Origin of the sequence: Streptomyces sp. NBC_00019 (assembly GCF_045041015.1) — a bacterium.
GTDB lineage: Bacteria > Actinomycetota > Actinomycetes > Streptomycetales > Streptomycetaceae > Streptomyces.
Genome location: NZ_CP108302.1, coordinates 6,549,826 through 6,569,553, shown reverse-complemented (window position 1 = coordinate 6,569,553; position 19,728 = coordinate 6,549,826). Strand labels below are relative to the sequence as shown.

Annotated in this window: 16 protein-coding genes and 1 pseudogene; 7 read left to right on the top strand and 10 right to left on the bottom strand. The window is 69.8% G+C overall.

What is annotated here, in order from left to right:
* Positions 1-14: 14 nt before the first annotated feature.
* From OHU89_RS31110 to OHU89_RS31095, 4 genes are read left to right on the top strand one after another with little or no spacing between them, the layout of a single operon-like run.
* Entirely contained in the window at positions 15-1,541 is a 1,527-nt protein-coding gene (locus tag OHU89_RS31110) for an anchored repeat ABC transporter, substrate-binding protein (protein ID WP_405647751.1), read from the top strand.
* Positions 1,538-2,920 (top strand): choice-of-anchor M domain-containing protein, encoded by a 1,383-nt coding sequence (locus OHU89_RS31105; protein WP_405647749.1) that lies wholly within the window; start codon positions 1,538-1,540, stop codon positions 2,918-2,920. Before OHU89_RS31110 ends, OHU89_RS31105 begins: the two co-directional genes overlap by 4 nt.
* The gene (locus tag OHU89_RS31100) at positions 2,887-3,630 is read left to right on the top strand and encodes an anchored repeat-type ABC transporter ATP-binding subunit (protein ID WP_405647747.1); all 744 of its coding nucleotides are present in this window, start codon (positions 2,887-2,889) and stop codon (positions 3,628-3,630) included. Before OHU89_RS31105 ends, OHU89_RS31100 begins: the two co-directional genes overlap by 34 nt.
* Positions 3,627-4,562 carry an anchored repeat-type ABC transporter permease subunit gene (locus OHU89_RS31095; protein ID WP_405647744.1) on the top strand — a complete coding sequence of 312 codons (936 nt, stop codon included), beginning with the start codon at positions 3,627-3,629 and terminating at the stop codon, positions 4,560-4,562. The genes OHU89_RS31100 and OHU89_RS31095 overlap by 4 nt, the downstream gene beginning before the upstream one ends.
* On the opposite strand, the gene OHU89_RS31090 is transcribed toward OHU89_RS31095, so the two are convergent.
* Positions 4,516-5,478: a LysR family transcriptional regulator gene (locus OHU89_RS31090; protein WP_266888764.1), complete on the bottom strand. Its 963-nt coding sequence runs from the start codon at positions 5,476-5,478 to the stop codon at positions 4,516-4,518. The two genes, OHU89_RS31095 and OHU89_RS31090, sit on opposite strands and share 47 nt — an antisense overlap.
* A gap of 63 nt (positions 5,479-5,541) precedes the next feature.
* Between OHU89_RS31090 and OHU89_RS31085 the strand changes: the two genes are divergently transcribed.
* Both OHU89_RS31085 and OHU89_RS31080 read left to right on the top strand, forming a co-directional pair.
* Entirely contained in the window at positions 5,542-6,807 is a 1,266-nt protein-coding gene (locus tag OHU89_RS31085; RefSeq protein WP_405647741.1) for an MFS transporter, read from the top strand.
* Between the two features lie 440 nt (positions 6,808-7,247).
* A complete protein-coding gene (locus tag OHU89_RS31080; protein ID WP_266888766.1) occupies positions 7,248-8,270 on the top strand; it encodes a sigma-70 family RNA polymerase sigma factor in 1,023 nt (340 codons plus the stop codon).
* Positions 8,271-8,300: 30 nt separating this feature from the next.
* Here the strand turns inward: OHU89_RS31080 and OHU89_RS31075 are convergent.
* Positions 8,301-8,498: pseudogene (locus OHU89_RS31075) on the bottom strand (hypothetical protein); the annotation flags it as partial.
* A 186-nt stretch (positions 8,499-8,684) separates the two neighbouring features.
* On the opposite strand from OHU89_RS31075, the gene OHU89_RS31070 reads away from it, so the two are divergent.
* Positions 8,685-9,605 carry an AEC family transporter gene (locus OHU89_RS31070; RefSeq protein WP_405647739.1) on the top strand — a complete coding sequence of 307 codons (921 nt, stop codon included), beginning with the start codon at positions 8,685-8,687 and terminating at the stop codon, positions 9,603-9,605.
* A gap of 62 nt (positions 9,606-9,667) precedes the next feature.
* Here the strand turns inward: OHU89_RS31070 and OHU89_RS31065 are convergent, their stop codons facing one another.
* From OHU89_RS31065 to OHU89_RS31030, 8 genes are all read right to left on the bottom strand, one after another.
* The gene (locus tag OHU89_RS31065) at positions 9,668-10,951 is read right to left on the bottom strand and encodes a thymidine phosphorylase (protein WP_266888768.1); all 1,284 of its coding nucleotides are present in this window, start codon (positions 10,949-10,951) and stop codon (positions 9,668-9,670) included.
* An 82-nt stretch (positions 10,952-11,033) separates the two neighbouring features.
* Entirely contained in the window at positions 11,034-11,432 is a 399-nt protein-coding gene (locus OHU89_RS31060; RefSeq protein WP_266888770.1) for a cytidine deaminase, read from the bottom strand.
* The gene (locus tag OHU89_RS31055; protein ID WP_405647736.1) at positions 11,429-12,688 is read right to left on the bottom strand and encodes an ABC transporter permease; all 1,260 of its coding nucleotides are present in this window, start codon (positions 12,686-12,688) and stop codon (positions 11,429-11,431) included. Before OHU89_RS31055 ends, OHU89_RS31060 begins: the two co-directional genes overlap by 4 nt.
* Positions 12,688-13,806, bottom strand: coding sequence for an ABC transporter permease (locus tag OHU89_RS31050; protein WP_405647734.1), 1,119 nt, complete (start codon positions 13,804-13,806; stop codon positions 12,688-12,690). Before OHU89_RS31050 ends, OHU89_RS31055 begins: the two co-directional genes overlap by 1 nt.
* Positions 13,803-15,449, bottom strand: coding sequence for an ABC transporter ATP-binding protein (locus tag OHU89_RS31045; RefSeq protein ID WP_405654725.1), 1,647 nt, complete (start codon positions 15,447-15,449; stop codon positions 13,803-13,805). The genes OHU89_RS31050 and OHU89_RS31045 overlap by 4 nt, the downstream gene beginning before the upstream one ends.
* Positions 15,450-15,663: 214 nt before the next feature.
* The gene (locus OHU89_RS31040; protein ID WP_405647732.1) at positions 15,664-16,713 is read right to left on the bottom strand and encodes a BMP family protein; all 1,050 of its coding nucleotides are present in this window, start codon (positions 16,711-16,713) and stop codon (positions 15,664-15,666) included.
* A gap of 231 nt (positions 16,714-16,944) precedes the next feature.
* Positions 16,945-17,985: a BMP family protein gene (locus OHU89_RS31035; RefSeq protein ID WP_405647730.1), complete on the bottom strand. Its 1,041-nt coding sequence runs from the start codon at positions 17,983-17,985 to the stop codon at positions 16,945-16,947.
* Between the two features lie 285 nt (positions 17,986-18,270).
* Positions 18,271-19,488, bottom strand: coding sequence for an amidohydrolase (locus OHU89_RS31030; RefSeq protein WP_266888776.1), 1,218 nt, complete (start codon positions 19,486-19,488; stop codon positions 18,271-18,273).
* Positions 19,489-19,728 lie beyond the last annotated feature (240 nt).

Here is a 19,728-nt window from a genome sequence, read left to right as displayed (position 1 = left end):
GAGGAGGGAGCCCCATGCGGGGCCGTCCCACGTGTATCGCGGCCGTGGTGCTCACCACCGCCTGTGTGCTGGCCGCCGGATGCGGCCGGAGTGAATCCGGCGCGTCCGACGCCGAGTTGAAGGTCTCCACGACCACCGCGATCATCGCCGACCTGGTCCGGCAGGTCGGCGGTGACCGGACCGACGTGACGTCGATCGTGCCGCACCACGGAGACCCGCACTCCTACGAGCCGAGCCCGGGGGACGCGGCGAAGGTCGCGCGAGCCGACCTCGTGTTCGGCAACGGGCTGCTGCTGGAGGAGCCCGGGATCATGAAGATGGTCCACAGCAACGCCCGGAAGTCCACGCCGAAGATCGAGATCGCCGAGAAGCTGGAGCAGTACGGCGGCACGGTGATGAAGCTGGAGGAGGACCTCGGGCTCGACGTGCTGTGGCTCGGCTGGGCGGTGGAGGGCGAGGTCGCCGGCGACGGCTCCCAAGTCCGTACGACCGCCACCGGGTTGGAGGGGCCGGGGGATCTGCGGGTCTACCTGACCGACACGCTCGGGCGCCCCAAGGTGTACGTCGACTCCGGTGACGGTTTCGACGACTCGGACTCCTTCGCCCTGCCGCCCGAGGCGCACACGCACGTCAACTGGGCGTTCAGCGAGCCGGGCACGTACCGGCTGACGGTCGAGGGGCGGACCGAGACGCTCGACGGGAGGACCGAGGAGTTCGGCAGCGGCACCTTCACCTTCGCCGTCGGCACCGACGCCCCCGAGGGCGCCACCGTCCTCGACGGTGGACACGCCGATCTCGCGCTGAACGCCGGGACCGGGAAGGTGTACGTCCGCGCCGACGACGAGAAGAGCGGCGAGCGGAGGAGGTTCGCGCCGGACGAGGTGGTGCTGAACGTGCCCGACCGGGCGAGGGAGTCGGTGCCCGACGAGAGCGCCTACTCCTTCCTCGGGGACGCCGGTGACCCGCTGTGGGTGCTGCCGCAGGCCGTGCTCGGCAAGCATGTGCACGGCGATCTGGACCCGCACGCCTGGGAGGACGTCTCCAACGCGGAGGCGTATGTGCGGCGGATCCAGGCCGAGTTGACGAAGGCGGACCCCGCCGGCGCGAAGACGTACGCGAAGAACGCCGCGGCCTGTCTGAAGCGGCTCGGCGCGCTGGACGAGGAGGTCGGGCGGACGCTCGCGACCGTCCCCGAACGGAACCGCAAGCTGATCACCACCCATGACGCCTTCGGCTATCTCGCCAAGGCGTACGGCATGGAGGTCGCCGGTTTCGTCGTGCCGGTGCCCAACCAGGAGCCCAGCGCGGCCGAGGTGGAGCGGCTCGGCGACACCATCCGGGAGAAGCGGGTCCCGGCCGTGTTCGTGGAACCGAACCTCGCCGCGCGGGCGAATGTGCTGGAGCGGGTCGCCCAGGACGAGGGGGTCGACGTCTGCACGATCTACGGCGACTCGTTCGACGACAAGGTCCACGACTACGTATCGATGATGCGGCACAACGCGACGGAGCTCGCCAAGTGCCTTGGAGGGAAAGCCGGATGAGGGGCAGTGAACGGGTCGCGGTCGCCGTGGTGCTGGCGGCCGCACTCGCGGGGGGCGGGGTCGCCGTCGCGGACGAGCCGTCGAGCGGGATCGGACTGATCGCTTACGCCGATGGGGAGTTGACGCTCGATCCTGCGGACAGCGCCCATGTGGTCCAGGCGGACTCGGCCGCGCCGGGGTGGGACACGACGGGGGTGCCGTCGGGCGCCCTTGCCGGGGACACCGTGACCTGGGCGCTGACCGGGGTGGACGGGCCGGGCGAGGTCACGGTGTACGGGGATGACTCCGTGCTCTTCGACAGCGCGGACGACGTGCCGGACCGGGTCGAGGTGCCGGTGGGTGAACAGGCCGACGGGCGCTGGGAGTTCAGCGAGGAGGGTACCTACCGGCTCATCTTCGAGGCGGCGGGTACGGCGGCGGCGGACGGGCGGGAGCTGTCCGTCGGGACCGTGTACACGGTGGTGGTCGGGGGCGAGGACGAACCGGTGGAGTCGAGCCCTCCCCCCACACCTGAGGTCCCGGCGCGCGCGCTCGCCGCTCCGGCGGAGAGGCCGCGCACGGCCGCCACGTCCGATGCCGTCTCGACCCGGAAGGTCCTCGACGAGGGCCACATCGACTTCGCCGCCCGCGTTCTCGACGACAGGCTCCAGATCCACGTCAAGGACGGCACGGTCTCCGGGAGGACCACCTGGCGCGAGCCGTCCTCCCTGGAGCTACGCGTGGGACCGGCCGCGAAGAACACCCTGCCCGACAACGACTCCTTCGCCTTCCTGGGCAGGCCCGGAACCGATGTCTGGCTGCTCGACCAGGTGCAGCAGGAAGGGCTGCTGTGGCCCGGCTGGTCGACGGACAACGTCGCGGCCGGGGCGATGAAGGGCGGCGTGACGTTCACGCTGACCGACATCGCGGGGCCGGGCGCGTACGCGCTGTACACCTACGACGCGATGTCCGGCGCCGAGGTGCTGTTCAACAGCAAGGACGGCGTCCCGGACTCCTTCGAGGTCCCCGCGAACACGCATGCGCACGGCGGGTGGGCGTTCACGAAGGAGGGCACCTACCGGCTGACCTTCAGGATGAGCGGGAAACTCGCCGACGGGACGTCCGTGAGCGACACGGAGACCGTGGCGTTCGTGGTCGGGGACGGGAAGGCGGACGCCGTGAGCCCCGGGGGCGGCTCCTCCGCTGCCGGGTCGTCGTCCTCGCCGTCCCCTTCGGCTTCGGACTCGACCAAGACCGGTTCAGATCAAGGCACTTCATCCGGCTCCATGGCCAGCACGGGCGCCGGTGACACCACTCTCCTCGCCACCGCGGCCGCCGGCCTCGCGCTCGTCGGCGGGGGTGCGGTGTGGGGCGTACGGCGTCGGCGGCGGGGCGTGTGAACGGGGTGCTGCGGGTCGAGGCCGCGTCCGTCGTGCTCGGGGGGCGGCTCGCGCTGGAGGACGCGTCGCTCACCGTGGAGGCGGGCGAGCTGGTCGGGCTGATCGGGCCCAACGGGGCCGGGAAGACCACGCTGTTGCGGGCGGCGCTCGGGCTCGTGCCGCTCGTCTCGGGGGCCGTGTCCGTGGCGTCCCGGCCCGGGTATGTGCCCCAACGGCACGAGTTCGCCTGGGACTTCCCGATCGACGTCGCGGGGGCCGTGCTGACCGGACGTACGAAGACGATCGGATGGCTCAGGCGGCCCCGGCAGACCGACCGGGAGGCCGCCGAACGTGCCCTGGAGCTCACCGGGCTCACCGGCCTGGCCCGCCGCCCCATCGGCGAGCTGTCCGGCGGGCAGCGCCAACGCGTGCTCGTGGCACGGGCGTTGGCGGCGGAACCCCGGCTCCTGCTGCTCGACGAGCCGTTCACCGGCGTGGACGTCCCCACCCAGGAGCTCCTCAACCAGCTCTTCCGACAGCTCGCCGCCGAGGGCCGCGCTCTGCTGATGACCACCCACGACCTGGCGGCCGCCGCCCGCACCTGCGACCGCGTGGTGCTGATCAACCGGACGGTCGTCGCCGAGGGCGGACCCGAGCTGCTGACCGAACCGGACCGGATGCTGCGGGCCTTCGGACTCGACCGGGCCATGCCCACGGAGACGGTGACGTGATCGACTTCCTGCTTGACCCCTGGGAACTGCCCTTCATGCAGCGGGCGTTCACCGTCGCCGCCGTGGTGGGGCTGGTGTGCGGGGTGGTCGGGGTGTACGTCGTGCTGCGCGGGATGGCGTTCATCGGTGACGCGGTGGCGCACTCGGCGTTCCCCGGGGTGGCGCTGGCCTACACCTTCGAGGGGAATCTCCTCCTCGGCGGGGCGACGGCCGGGATCGTCACCTCGGTGCTCATCGCGTACGTGTCGCAGAACCGGCGGCTGAAGGAGGACACCGTCATCGGCGTCTTCTTCGCCTTCGCGTTCGGCCTCGGGATCGTGCTGGTGTCGACGCGGGACAGCTGGACGACCGACCTGTCCTCGTTCCTGTTCGGGCAGGTGCTGGCGGTGTCGCCGCAGGACGTCTGGACGGTCGCCGGGATCGGGGCCGTACTCGTGGCCGTCGTGCTCGCCCTGCGCAAGGAGCTCGTCGCGATCAGCCTGGACCGGGAGACGGCACGGGCCGCCGGGCTGCCGGTGTTCCGGCTCGATGTGACCCTGTACGTGGTCGTGACCTCCACGATCGTGATGTCGCTGGAGGCCGTCGGCAACGTCCTCGTCCTCGCCCTGCTCATCACGCCCGCCGCGACCGCCCGGCTGCTGACCGAACGGCTGTGGACCATGACGCTGCTCGCGTCGGCGATCGGCTGCGCGGGGAGCCTGGCCGGGCTGTACGTGTCGTACACGTACGACTTGGCGGCCGGCGGCTCCATCGTCGTAGTCCTGACCGGGGTGTTCATGGTGACGTGGTGCCTGGCGCCCAAGCACGGACTGCTCGCGCGCGCTTCGAAGAAGACGGTGGTCGGTCCGGTCGGTCCGGTCGGTCCGGTCGGTCCGGTCGGTCCGGTCAGTCCGGGAGGAGACGGCCGCGCTGTGCGAGCAGGAACTTCTTGAAGGCCGCCACCGGCGGCGTGTCCGGGTGGCCGTCGAGCCAGGCGACACCGATCTCGCGCACCGCGCGCGGGGCGGTGACCGTCAGCTCGACGACACCAGGGCGGGCCACGGCGGGCGGCGGGAGGAGGGCGACCCCGAGACCGGCGGCGACCAGCCCCCGTAGCGTCTCGGCCTCCTCCCCCTCGAAGGCGATCCGCGGCTTGAAACCGGCCTCCTGGCACAGGTCGTCGGTGATGCGGCGCATGCCGTAGTTGGGTTCCAGGGTCACGAAGGTCTCGTCGGCGGCCTCGGCTAGGCGCACGCGCTTGCGGGAGGCGAGGCGGTGGTCGGCGGGGACGACCAGGCGCAGCTTCTGCTCGTCGAGGCGGCGGCCGACCAGGTCCGGGGCGTCCGGGACCGGGGAGGTCAGACACAGGTCCAGCTCGCCCGCGCGCAGCCGCTCGAGCATCGCCTCGCCGTAGTTCTGGACGAGGCTGAAGCGGACGCGGGGGTGGTCGGCGCGGAAGGCGCGGATCAGGCCGGGGACCGTCTCCGAGCCCATGGTGTGCAGAAAGCCGAAGGCGACCTTGCCGGTGGCCGGGTCGGCGTCGGCACGGACCTCCTCGGCGGCGCGGTCGATCTCGGCGAGGGCGCGTTCGACGTGGCCGAGGAAGGCGCGGCCGGCCGGGGTGAGGGAAACGGTGCGGCCGATGCGGGCGAACAGGTCGACGCCCAGGTCCTGTTCGAGGCGGACCATCGCGCGGGAGAGCGTGGACTGCGGAACGTTCATCTCCTGGGCGGCCCGGGTGACGTGCTCGGTGCGGGCGACGCCGGCGAAGTACGCCAACCGCGGGGCCAGCACCATCGACATCTCCGACATGTCTTCTGTGTCACTGGACGGTGACAGCCGAGGCTGTGAGCTGTGTTGATGCACCATGGGAACGATTATGGCGAGTCCATGCATTGGACGCATGAACCGAGGTGTACGTAACTTCGAGGCATGCCTGCCAGTACCGAGGCGTCCATGACCATGGGCGCCGTATCCGCTGTTCCTGTCGTCGACTCCCGTATGGCCCCGGGCGGCCCCGGCTACCGCCGGATGAGTTTCGCCCTCTTCCTCGCCGGGGTGGCGACCTTCGCCCTCCTGTACTCCACGCAGGCCCTTCTGCCGCTGATCTCCGGCGACTTCGGGGTGGCGGCGAGCGACGCGAGCTGGACGGTGGCGGCGGCGACGGGCGGACTGGCCCTGTTCGTCCTCCCGATGAGCGCGGTGTCGGAGCGGTACGGACGCCGTACGGTCATGACTGGCTCGCTGGCGGTCGCGGTGATCGTCGGTCTCCTGGTCCCGCTGGCTCCCTCGCTGCCGGTGCTGGTGGCGCTGCGGGCGCTGCAGGGCGCGGCGCTGGCCGGCCTTCCGGCTTCTGCCACGGCCTATCTGGCGGAGGAGGTCCGGCCGAAGGCGCTGGTCACGGCGATCGGACTGTTCGTCGCGGGCAACAGTGTCGGCGGGATGAGCGGCCGGGTCATCACCGGCTGGGTGGCGCAGGAGTGGGGCTGGCGGGTGGCCCTGGGCGTGATCGGTGCGATCGCGGTCGGGTGCGCGGTGGCGTTCCGGCTGCTGCTGCCGGCGCCGAAGCACTTCGTCGCCGGGTCGCTGAAGCCGCGGGTGCTGGTGCAGACGGTCCGTGAGCACCTGTCCAACCCGCTGATGTGCCGGCTGTACGCGATCGGCGCGCTGTTCATGACGGTGTTCGGCGGTGTGTACACGGTGATCGGGTACCGGCTGACGGAGGCGCCGTTCGATCTGCCGCAGGGTGTCGTCGGGTCGATCTTCCTGGTGTACCTGGTGGGCACGGTGTCGGCGTCCACGGCCGGGCGTCTGGTGGGGCGTCTCGGGCGGCGGGGTGCGCTGTACGCGGCGGGCGCGACGACGGCGGCGGGGCTGGTGCTGTCGCTGGCGGACTCCCTGGTGCTCGTCCTGCTGGGTCTGGTGCTGATCACGGGTGGCTTCTTCGCGGGTCACGCGTGCGCGTCCTCGGCGGTCAGCAAGACGGCCACCGAGGGGCGGGCGCAGGCCTCGGCGCTGTACCAGTCGGCGTACTACATCGGCTCCAGCGTGGGCAGCACGGTCGGTGCGCTCGCCTTCCACGCGGGCGGCTGGGCCGGGACCGTCGGGGTCGGTCTGCTGGCGGTGCTCGGTGTCGTCACGATCACCGTCCTGGGCACGCGTGCGGCTAGGGCCCAGCAGCGGCTCCTGGTGGCCTGAGCCGTAAGCCCCCCTTCTTCCCCCTGGTCGAGGTCGGTCGACCAGGGGGACTGCCGTTTCTCGCCCCCGCCGCCCTTACCCGTCCCACCCCTGGGGGCTGCGCCCCCAGACCCCCGCTGTCGGCCCTGAACGGGCCTTGTCCTCGGACGCCGGAGGGGCTGAGCTGCATTCAGCCCCTCCGGCGTTCGAGAAGTGGGCAGTCCCTGCAATTCAGCCCCTCCGGCGTTCGAGGAGCGGGGGTCCAGGGGGCGGAGCCCCCTGGGAGCGGGGTCGAAGGGGCAGCGCCCCTGGAGGATGGGACGGGTAGGGGCGGCGGGGGCGAAGAAGCGTCTGAGCTGCATGTTTCATTACTCGGCACGCCATTGTCAGACCCCTGCGATAGCTTCGAACGTGGTGGGCGCAAAGGCGCGACACAGAACGGCCACAGGGGTGGGTGGACGATGACGGACAGCACGACGACAACGGACCTCGACGTCAGGCTGGAGAAGCACCGGGTCGAACTGACCGGGTACTGCTACCGCATGCTCGGCTCGTCCTTCGAGGCGGAGGACGCGGTGCAGGACACGATGGTCCGCGCCTGGCGCAGCTACGACAAGTTCGAGGGCCGCTCCAGCCTCCGCTCCTGGCTCTACCGCATCGCGACCAACGTCTGCCTGGACATGCTGACGGCGGGCAACAAGCGCGCGAGGCCCATGGACCTCACCGACTCGACCCCGCTCGCCCAGGCCGCCCTCTCCCCCCGCCCGGACCACACCTGGCTGGAGCCGATGCCGGACGCCCGCATCCTGCCCACCGTCGAGGACCCGGCGGAGGCGGCCGTGGCCAAGGAATCCGTGCGGCTGGCCTTCATGGCCGCCCTGCAGCAACTCCCGCCCAAGCAGCGCGCGGTGCTGATCCTGCGCGAGGTGCTGGCCTGGAAGGCGAGCGAGGTCGCCGAACTGCTCGGCACCACGGTCGCATCGGTCAACAGCGCCCTCCAGCGGGCCCGCGCGACCCTCGCCGAGCGGGACGGGCACGGCGCGGAGGCGACGGTGTCCGACCCGCTGGACGAGGAGCAGCAGAAGCTCCTGGACCGCTACATGGCGGCGTTCGAGGGGTACGACATGACGGCGCTGACAGCCCTGCTGCACGAGGACGCCATCATGACGATGCCGCCGTTCGACCTGTGGCTGACGGGCCACGACGACATCACGGGCTTCATGACGACACTGGGTTCGGCCTGCGAGGGCTCCCGTCTGGTGCCGGTGCAGGTCAACGGTCTGCCGGGGTTCGCCCAGTACAAGCCGGACCCCGACGCGGGCGGCTACACACCGTGGGCGGTGCAGGTCCTGGAGATCTCAGAGGGCCGGCTCACCGGGTTCCACTTCTTCCTCGACACCAAGAGGTGGTTCCCGCTGTTCGGGCTCCCCCTCCATCTCGACGCTCTCGAAGCGGAGTCCGACCAGGTCGAGGAGGGCGTGTAGGGCCGGGTCGGGGTCTCTGAGCCGGATCCGTCCGCCGGCCCGACGGGCGGCGAGTTGGAGCCGCGCCAGCAGGTCGACGGTGCCGAGGCCCGGCGGTCCGAGCCCGGCCACATCACAGACCACGACCCCGGCCCCGGTCGTGTCCAGCAGTGCCCGCACGTCGTCGCACAGCCCCGCCACCTCGTCCCGGGTGACGGGGCCGGCCAGTACGAGCACGGCGGGTGTCATGGCGTCCACGATCTGTAGACCGGGCGGGCGGGCGGAACTCATCGTCGCTGCGAGGGTCCGTGCGGGAGTCCACCGACCGGGATCACATTGACCTGGGCATCCTCTTCCCCAGAGGGTTGGCTGTATGCCCCACGGATCAGCACCGCCCTGGATATCCCACGCTCTCCTCACCGACGAGGATGTTCCGTGCAGGGGGTGCTGACCGGCTTCGCCGTCATCGCCGTGGTCATCGCGGTCGGGTATCTGATCGGGCGCCGCGGCTACCTCGGTGACAACGGGCGCGAGGTCCTGACCAAGCTCGCCTTCCATGTCGCCTCCCCGGCCCTGCTCTTCACGACGCTGGCGCGGGCCGACCTGTCAATGGTCTTCTCCAGCCGCCTGGTCGTGACGGCGCTGAGCACGGCGGCGATGGCGGGCGTCTTCGTCGCGGTGGGTGTCGTACGCGGCTGGGGCGTGGGCCGTACGACGATCGGCGCGCTGTGCTCCAGCTACGTCAACTCCGGCAACCTCGGCATCCCGATCGCCGTGTACGTCCTGGGCGACGCCTCGTTGGTGGCCCCGGTGCTGCTGTTCCAGCTGCTCCTGCTGACCCCGATCGCGCTGACCGTCCTGGACCTGTCGGCCCGGGACGGCAAGGACCCTCTGTGGCTACGGCTGCTGACACCGCTGCGCAACCCGATCGCGGTGGGTTCACTGGCGGGGGTCGCGGTCTCGGCGACCGGTCTGCGCATCCCGTCGGCGGTCATGGACCCGGTGACGCTGATCGGCAACATGTCCGTCCCGGCGGTGCTGTTGGCGTTCGGTATCTCCCTGTGCGGCAGCACGATGCCGGGCCGGGGCCCGGACCGCCACCTGGTCCTGCTCTCGGTCGCGCTGAAGTCGGTGGGCCAGCCGGCGGCCGCCTGGGCGCTGGCGGTGGGGGTGTTCGGGCTGCGCGGCCACCAACTCCTGGACGTGGTGGTGACGTCGGCGCTGCCCGCGGCGCAGAACCTCTATACGTATGCGTCGAGTTACCGGGTGGGCGAGCGGCTGGCGCGGGACTCGATCCTGGTGTCGACCGTGCTGTCGGTGCCGGTCCTGGTGGTGGTCGCGGCGCTGCTGGGCTGACCGCGAGCACGAAAGAAGGGGCCGACACCCGTCGGCATCGGCCCCTCTCCCGTCGCCTCACATCAGGCGATCCGCTCCAGCACCACCGGCGACGCCGTGAACTCCGTGCCCGCGGCGGCGATGTCGTAGGAACCCTCGACCGCCTCCAGCGCGTACTCGAAGCGCTCCGGGGTGTCCGTGTGCAGGGTCAGGAGGGGCTGGCCCTCGGTGACCGTGTCGCCGGGCTTGGCGTGCATCTCGACGCCCGCGCCCGCCTGGACCGGGTCCTCCTTGCGGGCGCGGCCCGCGCCGAGTCGCCAGGCGGCGATGCCGATGTCGTAGGCGTCGAGCCGGGTCAGGACACCGGAGGCGCCGGCCTTGACCACGTGCTGCTCCTTGGCGACCGGCAGCTCCGCGTCCGGGTCGCCGCCCTGGGCCGCGATCATGCGGCGCCAGACGTCCATGGCCGAGCCGTCGGCCAGCGCCTTCGCCGGGTCGGCGTCCTTCACGCCCGCCGCGGCGAGCATTTCGCGGGCCAGGGCGATGGTCAGTTCCACGACGTCCGACGGGCCGCCGCCCGCCAGGACCTCGACCGACTCGCGGACCTCGAGGGCGTTGCCCGCCGTGAGACCGAGGGGGGTCGACATGTCCGTGAGGAGCGCCACCGTCTTCACACCGTGGTCCGTGCCCAGGCCGACCATCGTGGAGGCCAGTTCCCGCGCGTCCTCGATGGTCTTCATGAAGGCGCCCGTGCCGACCTTCACGTCCAGGACCAGGGAGCCCGTACCCTCCGCGATCTTCTTCGACATGATCGACGAGGCGATGAGGGGGATCGCCTCCACGGTGCCGGTGACATCGCGCAGGGCGTACAGCTTCTTGTCGGCCGGGGCGAGACCGTCGCCGGCGGCGCAGATCACCGCACCCGTGGTGTCGAGGACGTGCAGCATCTCCTCGTTCGACAGCAGCGCACGCCAGCCCGGGATCGACTCCAGCTTGTCCAGCGTGCCGCCGGTGTGGCCAAGGCCGCGGCCGGACAGCTGCGGGACGGCCGCGCCGCACGCCGCGACCAGCGGGGCGAGGGGCAGCGTGATCTTGTCGCCGACGCCGCCGGTGGAGTGCTTGTCGGCGGTCGGGAGGGACAGCGACGAGAAGTCCATGCGCTCGCCGCTCGCGATCATCGCGGCGGTCCAGCGGGAGATCTCGCTGCGGTTCATGCCGTTGAGGAGGATGGCCATGTTCAGCGCGGCCATCTGGTAGTCGGCGACCTCCCCGCGGGTGTACGCGTCGATGACCCAGTCGATCTGCTCGTCACTGAGCTCACCGCGGTCGCGCTTGGTGCGGATGACGGAGATGGCGTCCATGGCCATGAAGCATTCCTTCCGGACAATCAGAAAGTGCGCGGCCCCTCCGAGCCGGATGGATCATCAACTCGGAGGGGCCGCACGGGAGTTACTTGGTGAGATGGCCCGGCCCGAAGGCCTGCGGCAGCATCTCGGACAGCGGCAGGATCCCCGCCGGGGTCTCCAGCAGGAGATCCGGGCCGCCGAACTCGTACAGCAGCTGACGGCAGCGCCCGCAGGGAACGAGGACCTCGCCCCGGCCGTCGACGCAGGTGAAGTGCGTCAGCCGGCCGCCGCCGGTGCGCTGCAGCTCCGAGACCAGCCCGCACTCGGCGCACAGGCCGAGTCCGTAGGAGGCGTTCTCGACATTGCAGCCGGAGACCGTGCGGCCGTCGTCGACGAGGGCCGAGACGCCGACCGGGTAGCCCGAGTAGGGGGCGTACGCGTGGCTCATCGCCTCGCGCGCCACCTCCCGCAGGGCGTCCCAGTCGAAGTCGGCGGAGGTCACTTCCCTTGCCCCTTCCGATAGGGCAGTCCGTCCGCCTTCGGCATCCTCAGGCGCTGCGCGGACAGCGAGAGCACCAGCAGGGTGATGACGTACGGGCTGGCCGTCACGACCTGGTTCGGGACCTCGTTCGTGGTGGTGTACCAGACGAACATCAGGGCCGAGATCGCGGCGGTGATGGCGGCGGGGACGTACTTCTTCTTCCAGATGAGGTACGCGACGCCGAACACCAGCAGGATCGCCAGGAGCAGGATCAGCGCGTGGACGTTGGTCGTGCCGCCGCGCAGCTTGAGGCTGTCGGTGTAGCCGAACAGGCCCGCGCCGAGGGCGAGTCCGCCCGGCATCCAGTTGCCGAAGATCATCGCCGCGAGACCGATGTAACCGCGGCCGGCCGTCTGGCCGTCGAGGTACACGTTGGACGACACGATCGACAGGAAGGCACCGCCGAGGCCGGCGAAGCCGCCGGAGATGATCACGGCGATGTACTTGTACTTGTAGACGTTGACGCCGAGGGACTCCGCCGCGATCGGGTTCTCACCGCAGGAGCGCAGCCGCAGACCGAAGGACGTGCGCCACAGCACGTACCAGGTGGTGGGTACGAGGGCGACCGCCACCACGGTGAGCGGCGACAGGTCGGTGATCAGGCCGCCGACCAGGCCGGCGATGTCGGAGACCAGGAACCAGTGCTTCTGGTTGAGGGTCTCCAGCCAGCCGGACAGGCCCGGGACGTCGAAGGTGCCCAGCGACTCGATCGGCGGGGACTGCTTGGAGGAGCCCTGCGCGGCCTCCTCGAAGGTGTACTTCGACAGATAGCGGGTGGTGCCCAGCGCCAGGATGTTCAGGGCCACACCGGAGACGATGTGGTTGACGTTGAAGGTCACCGTCGCGATGGCGTGCAGCACGGCGCCGAGCGCGCCGCCGATGATGCCGACGATCACGCCGGTCCAGGGACCCCACTGGTAGCCGGCCCAGGCGCCGAACCAGGTGCCGAGGATCATCATGCCCTCGAGGCCGATGTTGACGACGCCCGCGCGCTCGGCCCACAGACCGCCGAGGCCCGCGAGGCCGATCGGTACGGCGGAGCGCAGCGCGGTGGACATCTGGCCGGTCGAGGTGATGCCGTCCGCGCCGGTGATCAGGCGGACGACGGACGTCAGGATGAGGACGCCCGAGATGATCAGGAGGACGACAGGCAGCGAGATACGGCGGCCGCCCCTTCCGGGCTTCGCCGGCGCCTTGGCGATGGTCGCGGTGCTCATCAGACCGCCACCTCCTTCTTCGTGTTGGCGGCGGCCGCGGCGAGCTCCTCACCGACGCGCTTCTGCTGGCGGCGCAGACCCCAGGTGCGGACGACCTCGTAGGAGATGACGACCGCGAAGACGATCAGGCCCTGCATGATCGTGGCGATCTCCTTCTCGTACGGCTCGGGAGTCGCGTAGTCGAGAGCGGGGGACGCCTTGTCGAGGAAGGCCCACAGCAGGGCCGCGAGTGCGATGCCGCCGGGGTTGTTGCGGCCGAGCAGGGCGATGCCGATGGCGGTGAAGCCGAGGCCGGCCGGGAAGCTGAGGCTGTAGGTGTGGGCGTCACCGAGCAGCAGCGGCAGACCCGAGATGCCGGCGACCGCACCGGAGATCAGCATCGCGGTGAGCACCATGCGCTTGGCGTTGACACCGGAGGCCGCGGCGGCGGACTCGGACTCACCGGTGGCCCTGAGGTCGAAGCCGAAGCGGGTGCGGTTGAGGACGGCCCAGTAACCGATGCCCATGGCGATCGCGAGGAAGACCAGGCCGTAGATCTCGCCGACGTCCGACCCGAGGTTGATGCCGGGCACCCAGCCGGAGTCCTTCATCACGCCGGTCGTGACGTTGTCTCCGACCAGCACACCGAAGTTGTCGGTGAGGGTGAGGTAGCCGATGAGGCTGGTGGCGATCGAGTTCAGCATGATCGTCGAGACGACCTCGCTGACGCCCCGGGTCACCTTCAGCAGGCCCGCGATACCGGCCCACATGGCGCCGGTGAGCCCGCCGACCAGGATCAGCAGCGGGACCTGGAGGGCCGACGGCAGCGCCACGTGGGCGCCGACCACCGCGGTCATCATGGCGCCGAGGCGGTACTGGCCGTCGACGCCGATGTTGAACAGGTTCATCCGGAAGCCGAGGGCGACCGCGAGGGCGGCGATGTAGTACATCGACGCCTGGTTGATGATCAGTACCTGTACGTCGGAGTATCCGGCCTGCTCCAGCATGAGCGTGTACGGCTCGATCGGGCTCTTGCCCGAGGCGAGCAGCACGACCGAGGTCAGCAGGATCGCCGCGACGAGCGCCAGGGCCGGTCCGGCCACGGCGAGGAGCAACCGCTCCTTGTCGAACTTCTTCATCGGGCCTCGTCCTCCGGGGCGCTCTCGTCCTCGACGTGCTCAAGGTGTCCGGTGGCGGCGCCCGTCATGGCGGAGCCGAGTTCCTCCGGGGTGACGGTGGCCGGGTCGGCGTCGGCGACCAGCCTGCCGTTGTAGATCACGCGCAGGGTGTCCGACAGGCCGATGAGCTCGTCCAGGTCGGCGGAGATCAGCAGCACGGCCAGGCCCTCGCGGCGGGCGTCGCGGATGCGGTCCCAGATCTGGGCCTGTGCGCCGACGTCCACACCGCGGGTGGGGTGGGCGGCGATCAGGAACTTGGGGTTGTGGCTCATCTCGCGGCCGACGATCAGCTTCTGCTGGTTGCCGCCGGAGAGGGAGGCCGCGGTGACGTCGATGCCGGGGGTACGGACGTCGTACTCCTCGACGATGCGGCGGGTGTCGGCCTGGGCGGCCTTCGGGGTCAGCCAGAAGCCCTTGGCGTTGGGCGTCTCGGTGACATGCCCGAGGATGCGGTTCTCCCAGAGGGGGGCCTCCAGGAGCAGGCCCTGGCGGTGGCGGTCCTCGGGGATGTAGCCGACGCCGGACTCGCGGCGCTTGCGGGTGGCCCAGGAGGTGACGTCCGCGCCCTCGAAGAAGATGGCTCCGGAGTCGGCGTTCTTGGTGCCGATCAGGGCGTCGATGAGCTCGGTCTGGCCGTTGCCCTCGACACCGGCGATGCCCATGACCTCACCGGCGTGGATGGTGAAGGAGACGTCGTCGAGGACCTTCTTGACCTCGGCGCCGCCCACCTCGTCCATGAGCAGGGAGGCGGACGACTCGCCGAGCGTCAGCGCGCCCGAGGAGTACACGGTGAGGTTCTTGACCTCGACGACGGACCGGTCGGTGACGGTCGACTCGGCGGTCTCCGGGGTGGGGAGCTCGCTGCCGACCATCATCTCGGCGAGCTGGCGCGGGGAGGTCTCGGAGGGTACGGCGGTGCCGACCGTCGTGCCGCGGCGGATGACGGTGATCTCGTCGGCGACGGAGAGGACCTCGCCCAGCTTGTGGGAGATGAAGATGACCGACAGGCCCTCGGACTTGAGCTCGCGCAGGTTGGCGAAGAGCGCGTCGACCTCCTGCGGCACGAGGACCGCGGTCGGCTCGTCGAGGATCAGGGTGTCGGCTCCGCGGAAGAGGACTTTGAGGATCTCCACGCGCTGACGCTCGGCGACACCGAGGTCCTCGACCAGGGCGTCGGGGCGGACGCCGAGGCCGTAGCGGTCGGAGATCTCCTTGATCTTCTTCCGGGCGGTGCCGCCGATGCCGTACAGCTTCTCGCTGCCCAGCACCACGTTCTCCAGGACCGTGAGGTTGTCGGCGAGCATGAAGTGCTGGTGGACCATGCCGATGCCGCGGGCGATGGCGTCGGCGGGGCTGCCGAAGCTCACCTGGGTGCCGCCGACCGCGATGGTGCCCTCGTCCGGCTTCTGCATGCCGTAGAGGATCTTCATCAGGGTCGACTTGCCGGCGCCGTTCTCACCGACGAGGGCGTGCACCGTGCCTTTTCGGACAGTCAGGTGGATGTCGTGGTTGGCGACGACACCGGGGAAGCGCTTGGTGATCCCCGCCAGCTCTACCGCGATCGTCGACGGTGCGGTGAGCGGAGGGCTGCTGGACGCGTCGATGGCGCACTCTCCTTGGGAAAGGGGCCGCTCTACGCGCGTAGCGCCCCTGCTTTAAATAGTGCCCGGACCTGATCGTTCTCTTCTGACGGACGATCCGTTCCGAGCATTCTGCCGCGCGAACGGGGCGCGAGGAGCCATCCTCTCCGCGCCCCGTTCCGCGGCCGTAACGCTGCCATTACAGCGTTTCTTTGGCCAAGGCCTCTACCCGGAAGGGTCAGGAGGTCTTCACCTTGATGGTGCCGTCGATGATGCCCTCGGTGGCCTTCTTGACCGCGGCCTGGATCTCGGCGTTGTCCGCGAACTCCGGGTTGGAGTTCGCGAGGCTCACACCGCCGTTGGAGAGGCTGCCGCGGATGACACCGGTCTCCGGCTTGCCGTCGTGGACGGACTTGGCGAGCTCGTAGACCGCGCCCTCGACGTTCTTCATGGCGGAGGTCAGGATCGAGGACTTGTACGCCTTCAGCGCGTCCTGGTTGTACTGGTCGGAGTCGACGCCGATCGCCCAGATCTTGTTGGCGTTGGCGGCCTTGATGACACCCTGGCCGGACAGGCCCGCGGCGGCGTAGACGACGTCCGCGCCGTCGTCGATCTGACCCTCGGCGGCGCTCTCACCCTTGTCGGGGCTGGAGAAGCCACCCTCGGCGGCGGTCTCGGTCAGGTACTGCGACTTGACCGTGACGCCCTTCTTGGTGTCCTGGACGCCCTGCTTGAAGCCGGCCTCGAACTTGTGGATCAGCGGGACGTCCACACCACCGATGAAGCCGACGGTGTTCGACTTGGTGGACAGGGCGGCCGCGACACCGGCCAGGTAGGAGGCCTGCTCCTCGGAGAAGACGAGGTCGGCGACATTGTCGGCCTTGGTCTGCTCGTCGTCGACGATGCCGAAGGTGGTCTTCGGGAACTTGGCCGAGGCCTCCTTGACGGCCGGCGCGTAGGCGTAGCCGACGCCGATGACCGGGTTGTAGCCCTGCTTGGCGAGGGTCTCCAGGCGCTGGACCTTGTCCGCCTCCGACTCGCCGTCCTGCGGCTCGACGGCCGTGGACTTGTAGCCGAACTCCTTGTCGGCCTTGTCCAGGCCGGCCGTCGCGGCGTCGTTGAACGACTGGTCGCCCTTGCCGCCGACGTCGTACGCCAGGGCCAGACCCAGGTTCTTGCTGTCGCTGCTGCTGCTGGACTCGCTGGACGAGCTGCCACAGGCGGACGCAGTGAGGGCCAGCGCTGCGGTTGCAACGCCTGCAATCGTGATTCGGGACACCCGGCGCATGGAACGAGACTCCTTTGTGCAAGCGCCCAAACCAGGCGCTGGTTCCGCCGCAGCGTAACGCGCGTAGACCAGACGGAAAACCCCTTCTGTCCGGTCCGTTACCGAGCTGTGGCCACAGTTGGTGGACAGACTACGGACAGCAGTACGCCCCTTGCGGGAGGCAAGGGGCGTACGAGCTGCAACGCTGCCCGGGCGGGCGTACGAAGGGGCCTTTCGGCCCTGCGTCGGGCCTTACGAAGTCTTCACCGTCACCTTGCCGTCGATGATGTCCTGCTTGGCCTTGTCGACCGCCGCGACGACATCCGTCATGGCCTTGTACTTCGGGTTGGAGTCGGCGAAGCCCACGCCGCCGGACTTCAGGTCGCCGCGGACGACACCGGTGAGCGGCTTGCCCTCGTAGACCGACTTGGCGAGCTCGTAGACCGCGCCGCCGACGTTCTTCAGCGCCGAGCCGAGGATGTAGTCCTTGTAGCTCTTCAGCGCGTCCTGGTTGTACTGGTCGGAGTCGACGCCGATCGCCCAGATCTTCTTGGCGGCAGCCTCGGAGATCACGCCCTGACCGGAGAGACCGGCCGCGTGGTAGATGACGTCGGCACCCTTCTCGATCTGACCACTGGCAGCCTCCTTGCCCTTGTCAGGACTGGAGAAGCCACCTTCCGCAGGCGTCTCGGTCAGGTACTGCGACTCGATCTTGATGCTCGGGTCGACGGACTTGACGCCCTGGACGAAGCCCGCGCCGAACTTGTGGATCAGCGGGATGTCCACGCCGCCGATGAAGCCGACGTGCTTGGCCTTGGAGGTCTTGGCGGCGGCGACGCCCGCGAGGTAGGAGGCCTGCTCCTCGGAGAAGACCATGTCGGCCACGTTGGCGGCCTTGGTCTGCTCGTCGTCGATGATCCCGAAGGTGGTCTTCGGGAACTTGGCGGCGACCTCCTTGACGGCCGGCGCGTAGATGTAGCCGACGCCGATCACCGGGTTGTAGCCGGCCTTGGCGAGCTCGGTCAGACGCTGGACCTTGTCCGCCTCCGACTCGCCGTCGCTCGGCTGGACGTCCCGGCCGCCCATCTTGAATTCCTTGTCGGCCTGCTGGAAGCCGGAGTAGGCAGCGTCGTTGAACGACTGGTCGCCACGGCCGCCGATGTCGTACGCCAGGCCGATGCCCTTGCCCGAGTACTTGCCGGACGAGGACGACTTGGACGCGTCGTCGCTGCCGGCCTTCGTGCTGGACTCGCCACAGCCGACGGCCGCGAGCGCGATGACCGAAACGGCCACCACTGCTTGGGAGAACCTGGTCCTCCGAGATATGGAACGCACAGCAAGCACCCCTTCATCCCACGGCCCGTCGAACGGCCCGCTTCCCCAATGCGCCGCCGATGGTGGCCATTTCGGCGCACAGTAACGCGCGTAGACGAGGAGGGGAACGGGGTTCCTCGTGGCCGTTATCGAACCGTGCCGACATCGGGTTACGTTCGCCGCCCGCCGGTTACACCCGGGTGACACAAGGGGACGAAGGGGCGCCAAACCGGCCACCCCTTCACAAGATCTTCTACGGGCCTCTCAGGAAACCCCATCGAGCAGCGCGGCGGCGGTGAACAGCTCCACGCCTGCCGTGATCGCCGACTCGTCGGCGTCGAAGTCACCCTGGTGGAGATCCCGTACGGTCCGCTCGCCCGGGGTGCGGACACCGAGCCGGGCCATGGCTCCCGGCACATGCTCCAGATACCAGGAGAAGTCCTCGCCACCGAGGCTCTGCTCGGTGCCCTCGACCGAGGCGGCACCGCGCCGGGCGGTCATGGCATCCCGCAACAGATCGGTGACGGCCGGGTCGTTGACCACGGGCGGCACACCGCGCACGTAGTTGATCTCCGACTTGGCGCGATGCAGGTTGGCGACTTCGTCGATCGCGGCGACCACGACGTCGGGCGCCTGGCGCCAGGCCTCGATGTCCAGGCAGCGCACGGTGCCGGAGAGCTCGGCGTGCTGCGGAATGACATTGGGCGCATGCCCGGACTCGATCCGCCCCCAGGTCACGGCGAGCCCGGCACGGGTGTCGATCCGCCGGGCGACGATCGCGGGCACGTCGACCACGACACGCGCGGCCGCGGTCACCAGGTCCGTCGTCAGATGAGGCCGCGCGGTGTGGCCGCCGGGTCCGCCGAGGGAGATCTCCAGCCGGTCGCACGCGGAGGTGATGGCACCGGCCCGCAGCCCGATCCGCCCGGCGTCCACCCGCGGGTCGCAGTGCACGGCGATGATCCGCCCGACGCCTTCCAGCACCCCGCACTCGATGGCATCGGCGGCGCCACCGGGCAGCACTTCCTCCGCGGGCTGGAAGACCAGCCGCACGGGCCGCGGCAGCAGGCCCTGCCGATGCAGATCGGCCAGCACGAGGCCGGCCCCGAGCACGACCGTCGTATGCACGTCATGCCCGCAGGCATGGGCCCGGTCCGGCACGGTCGAGCGATACGAGCAGTCACTCTTCGTGTCCGGAATCGGCAGCGCGTCGATGTCGGCCCGCAGCGCGAGCGCGGGACGCCCACCACTCCAGTCCCCGATGTCACAGACGAGTCCGGTACCTACCGCGAGCACACGCGGCCGCAACCCGGCCTTCTCGAGCCGCGCCTTGATGGCGGCGGTCGTACGGAACTCCTGGTTGCCGAGTTCCGGGTGCATGTGCAAGTCACGCCGGAACGCGACAAGTTCGGCACGCAGCGACTCCGGCAGCGTGCCGGGAAGCGCTTCCGCGGGAAGATCGGCCTCGGACTCTAGGGACATCAATTGCTTCACCCTCTGAAGGGTAGGACGCCGGGCCGACCAACTGCCCCTCGATCAACAAAAGTTCAACCCGTTAGGGGAAGAAAATCCGGCCGCTCGACGCATACGTATCGACTGGGATGGGTAAACTCGCCCGCTTTCCGGCCGAGTGGATCATGAAATCCCCGGAGAAAGACCCGGCCGAAGACATCCGGCCACATCCGTCACTCATCCACTCCTCCCTCCACGGATACCACGCGC

Excerpts from the sequence above, each read along its gene's own strand:
- OHU89_RS31110 (WP_405647751.1), top strand. The coding sequence starts at position 15 with ATGCGGGGCCGTCCCACGTGTATCGCGGCCGTGGTGCTCACCACCGCC.
- OHU89_RS31105 (WP_405647749.1), top strand. The coding sequence starts at position 1,538 with ATGAGGGGCAGTGAACGGGTCGCGGTCGCCGTGGTGCTGGCGGCCGCA.
- OHU89_RS31090 (WP_266888764.1), bottom strand. The coding sequence starts at position 5,478 with ATGGTGCATCAACACAGCTCACAGCCTCGGCTGTCACCGTCCAGTGAC.
- OHU89_RS31085 (WP_405647741.1), top strand. The coding sequence starts at position 5,542 with ATGCCTGCCAGTACCGAGGCGTCCATGACCATGGGCGCCGTATCCGCT.
- OHU89_RS31080 (WP_266888766.1), top strand. The coding sequence starts at position 7,248 with ATGACGGACAGCACGACGACAACGGACCTCGACGTCAGGCTGGAGAAG.
- OHU89_RS31065 (WP_266888768.1), bottom strand. The coding sequence starts at position 10,951 with ATGGCCATGGACGCCATCTCCGTCATCCGCACCAAGCGCGACCGCGGT.
- OHU89_RS31055 (WP_405647736.1), bottom strand. The coding sequence starts at position 12,688 with ATGAGCACCGCGACCATCGCCAAGGCGCCGGCGAAGCCCGGAAGGGGC.
- OHU89_RS31050 (WP_405647734.1), bottom strand. The coding sequence starts at position 13,806 with ATGAAGAAGTTCGACAAGGAGCGGTTGCTCCTCGCCGTGGCCGGACCG.
- OHU89_RS31040 (WP_405647732.1), bottom strand. The coding sequence starts at position 16,713 with ATGCGCCGGGTGTCCCGAATCACGATTGCAGGCGTTGCAACCGCAGCG.
- OHU89_RS31030 (WP_266888776.1), bottom strand. The coding sequence starts at position 19,488 with ATGTCCCTAGAGTCCGAGGCCGATCTTCCCGCGGAAGCGCTTCCCGGC.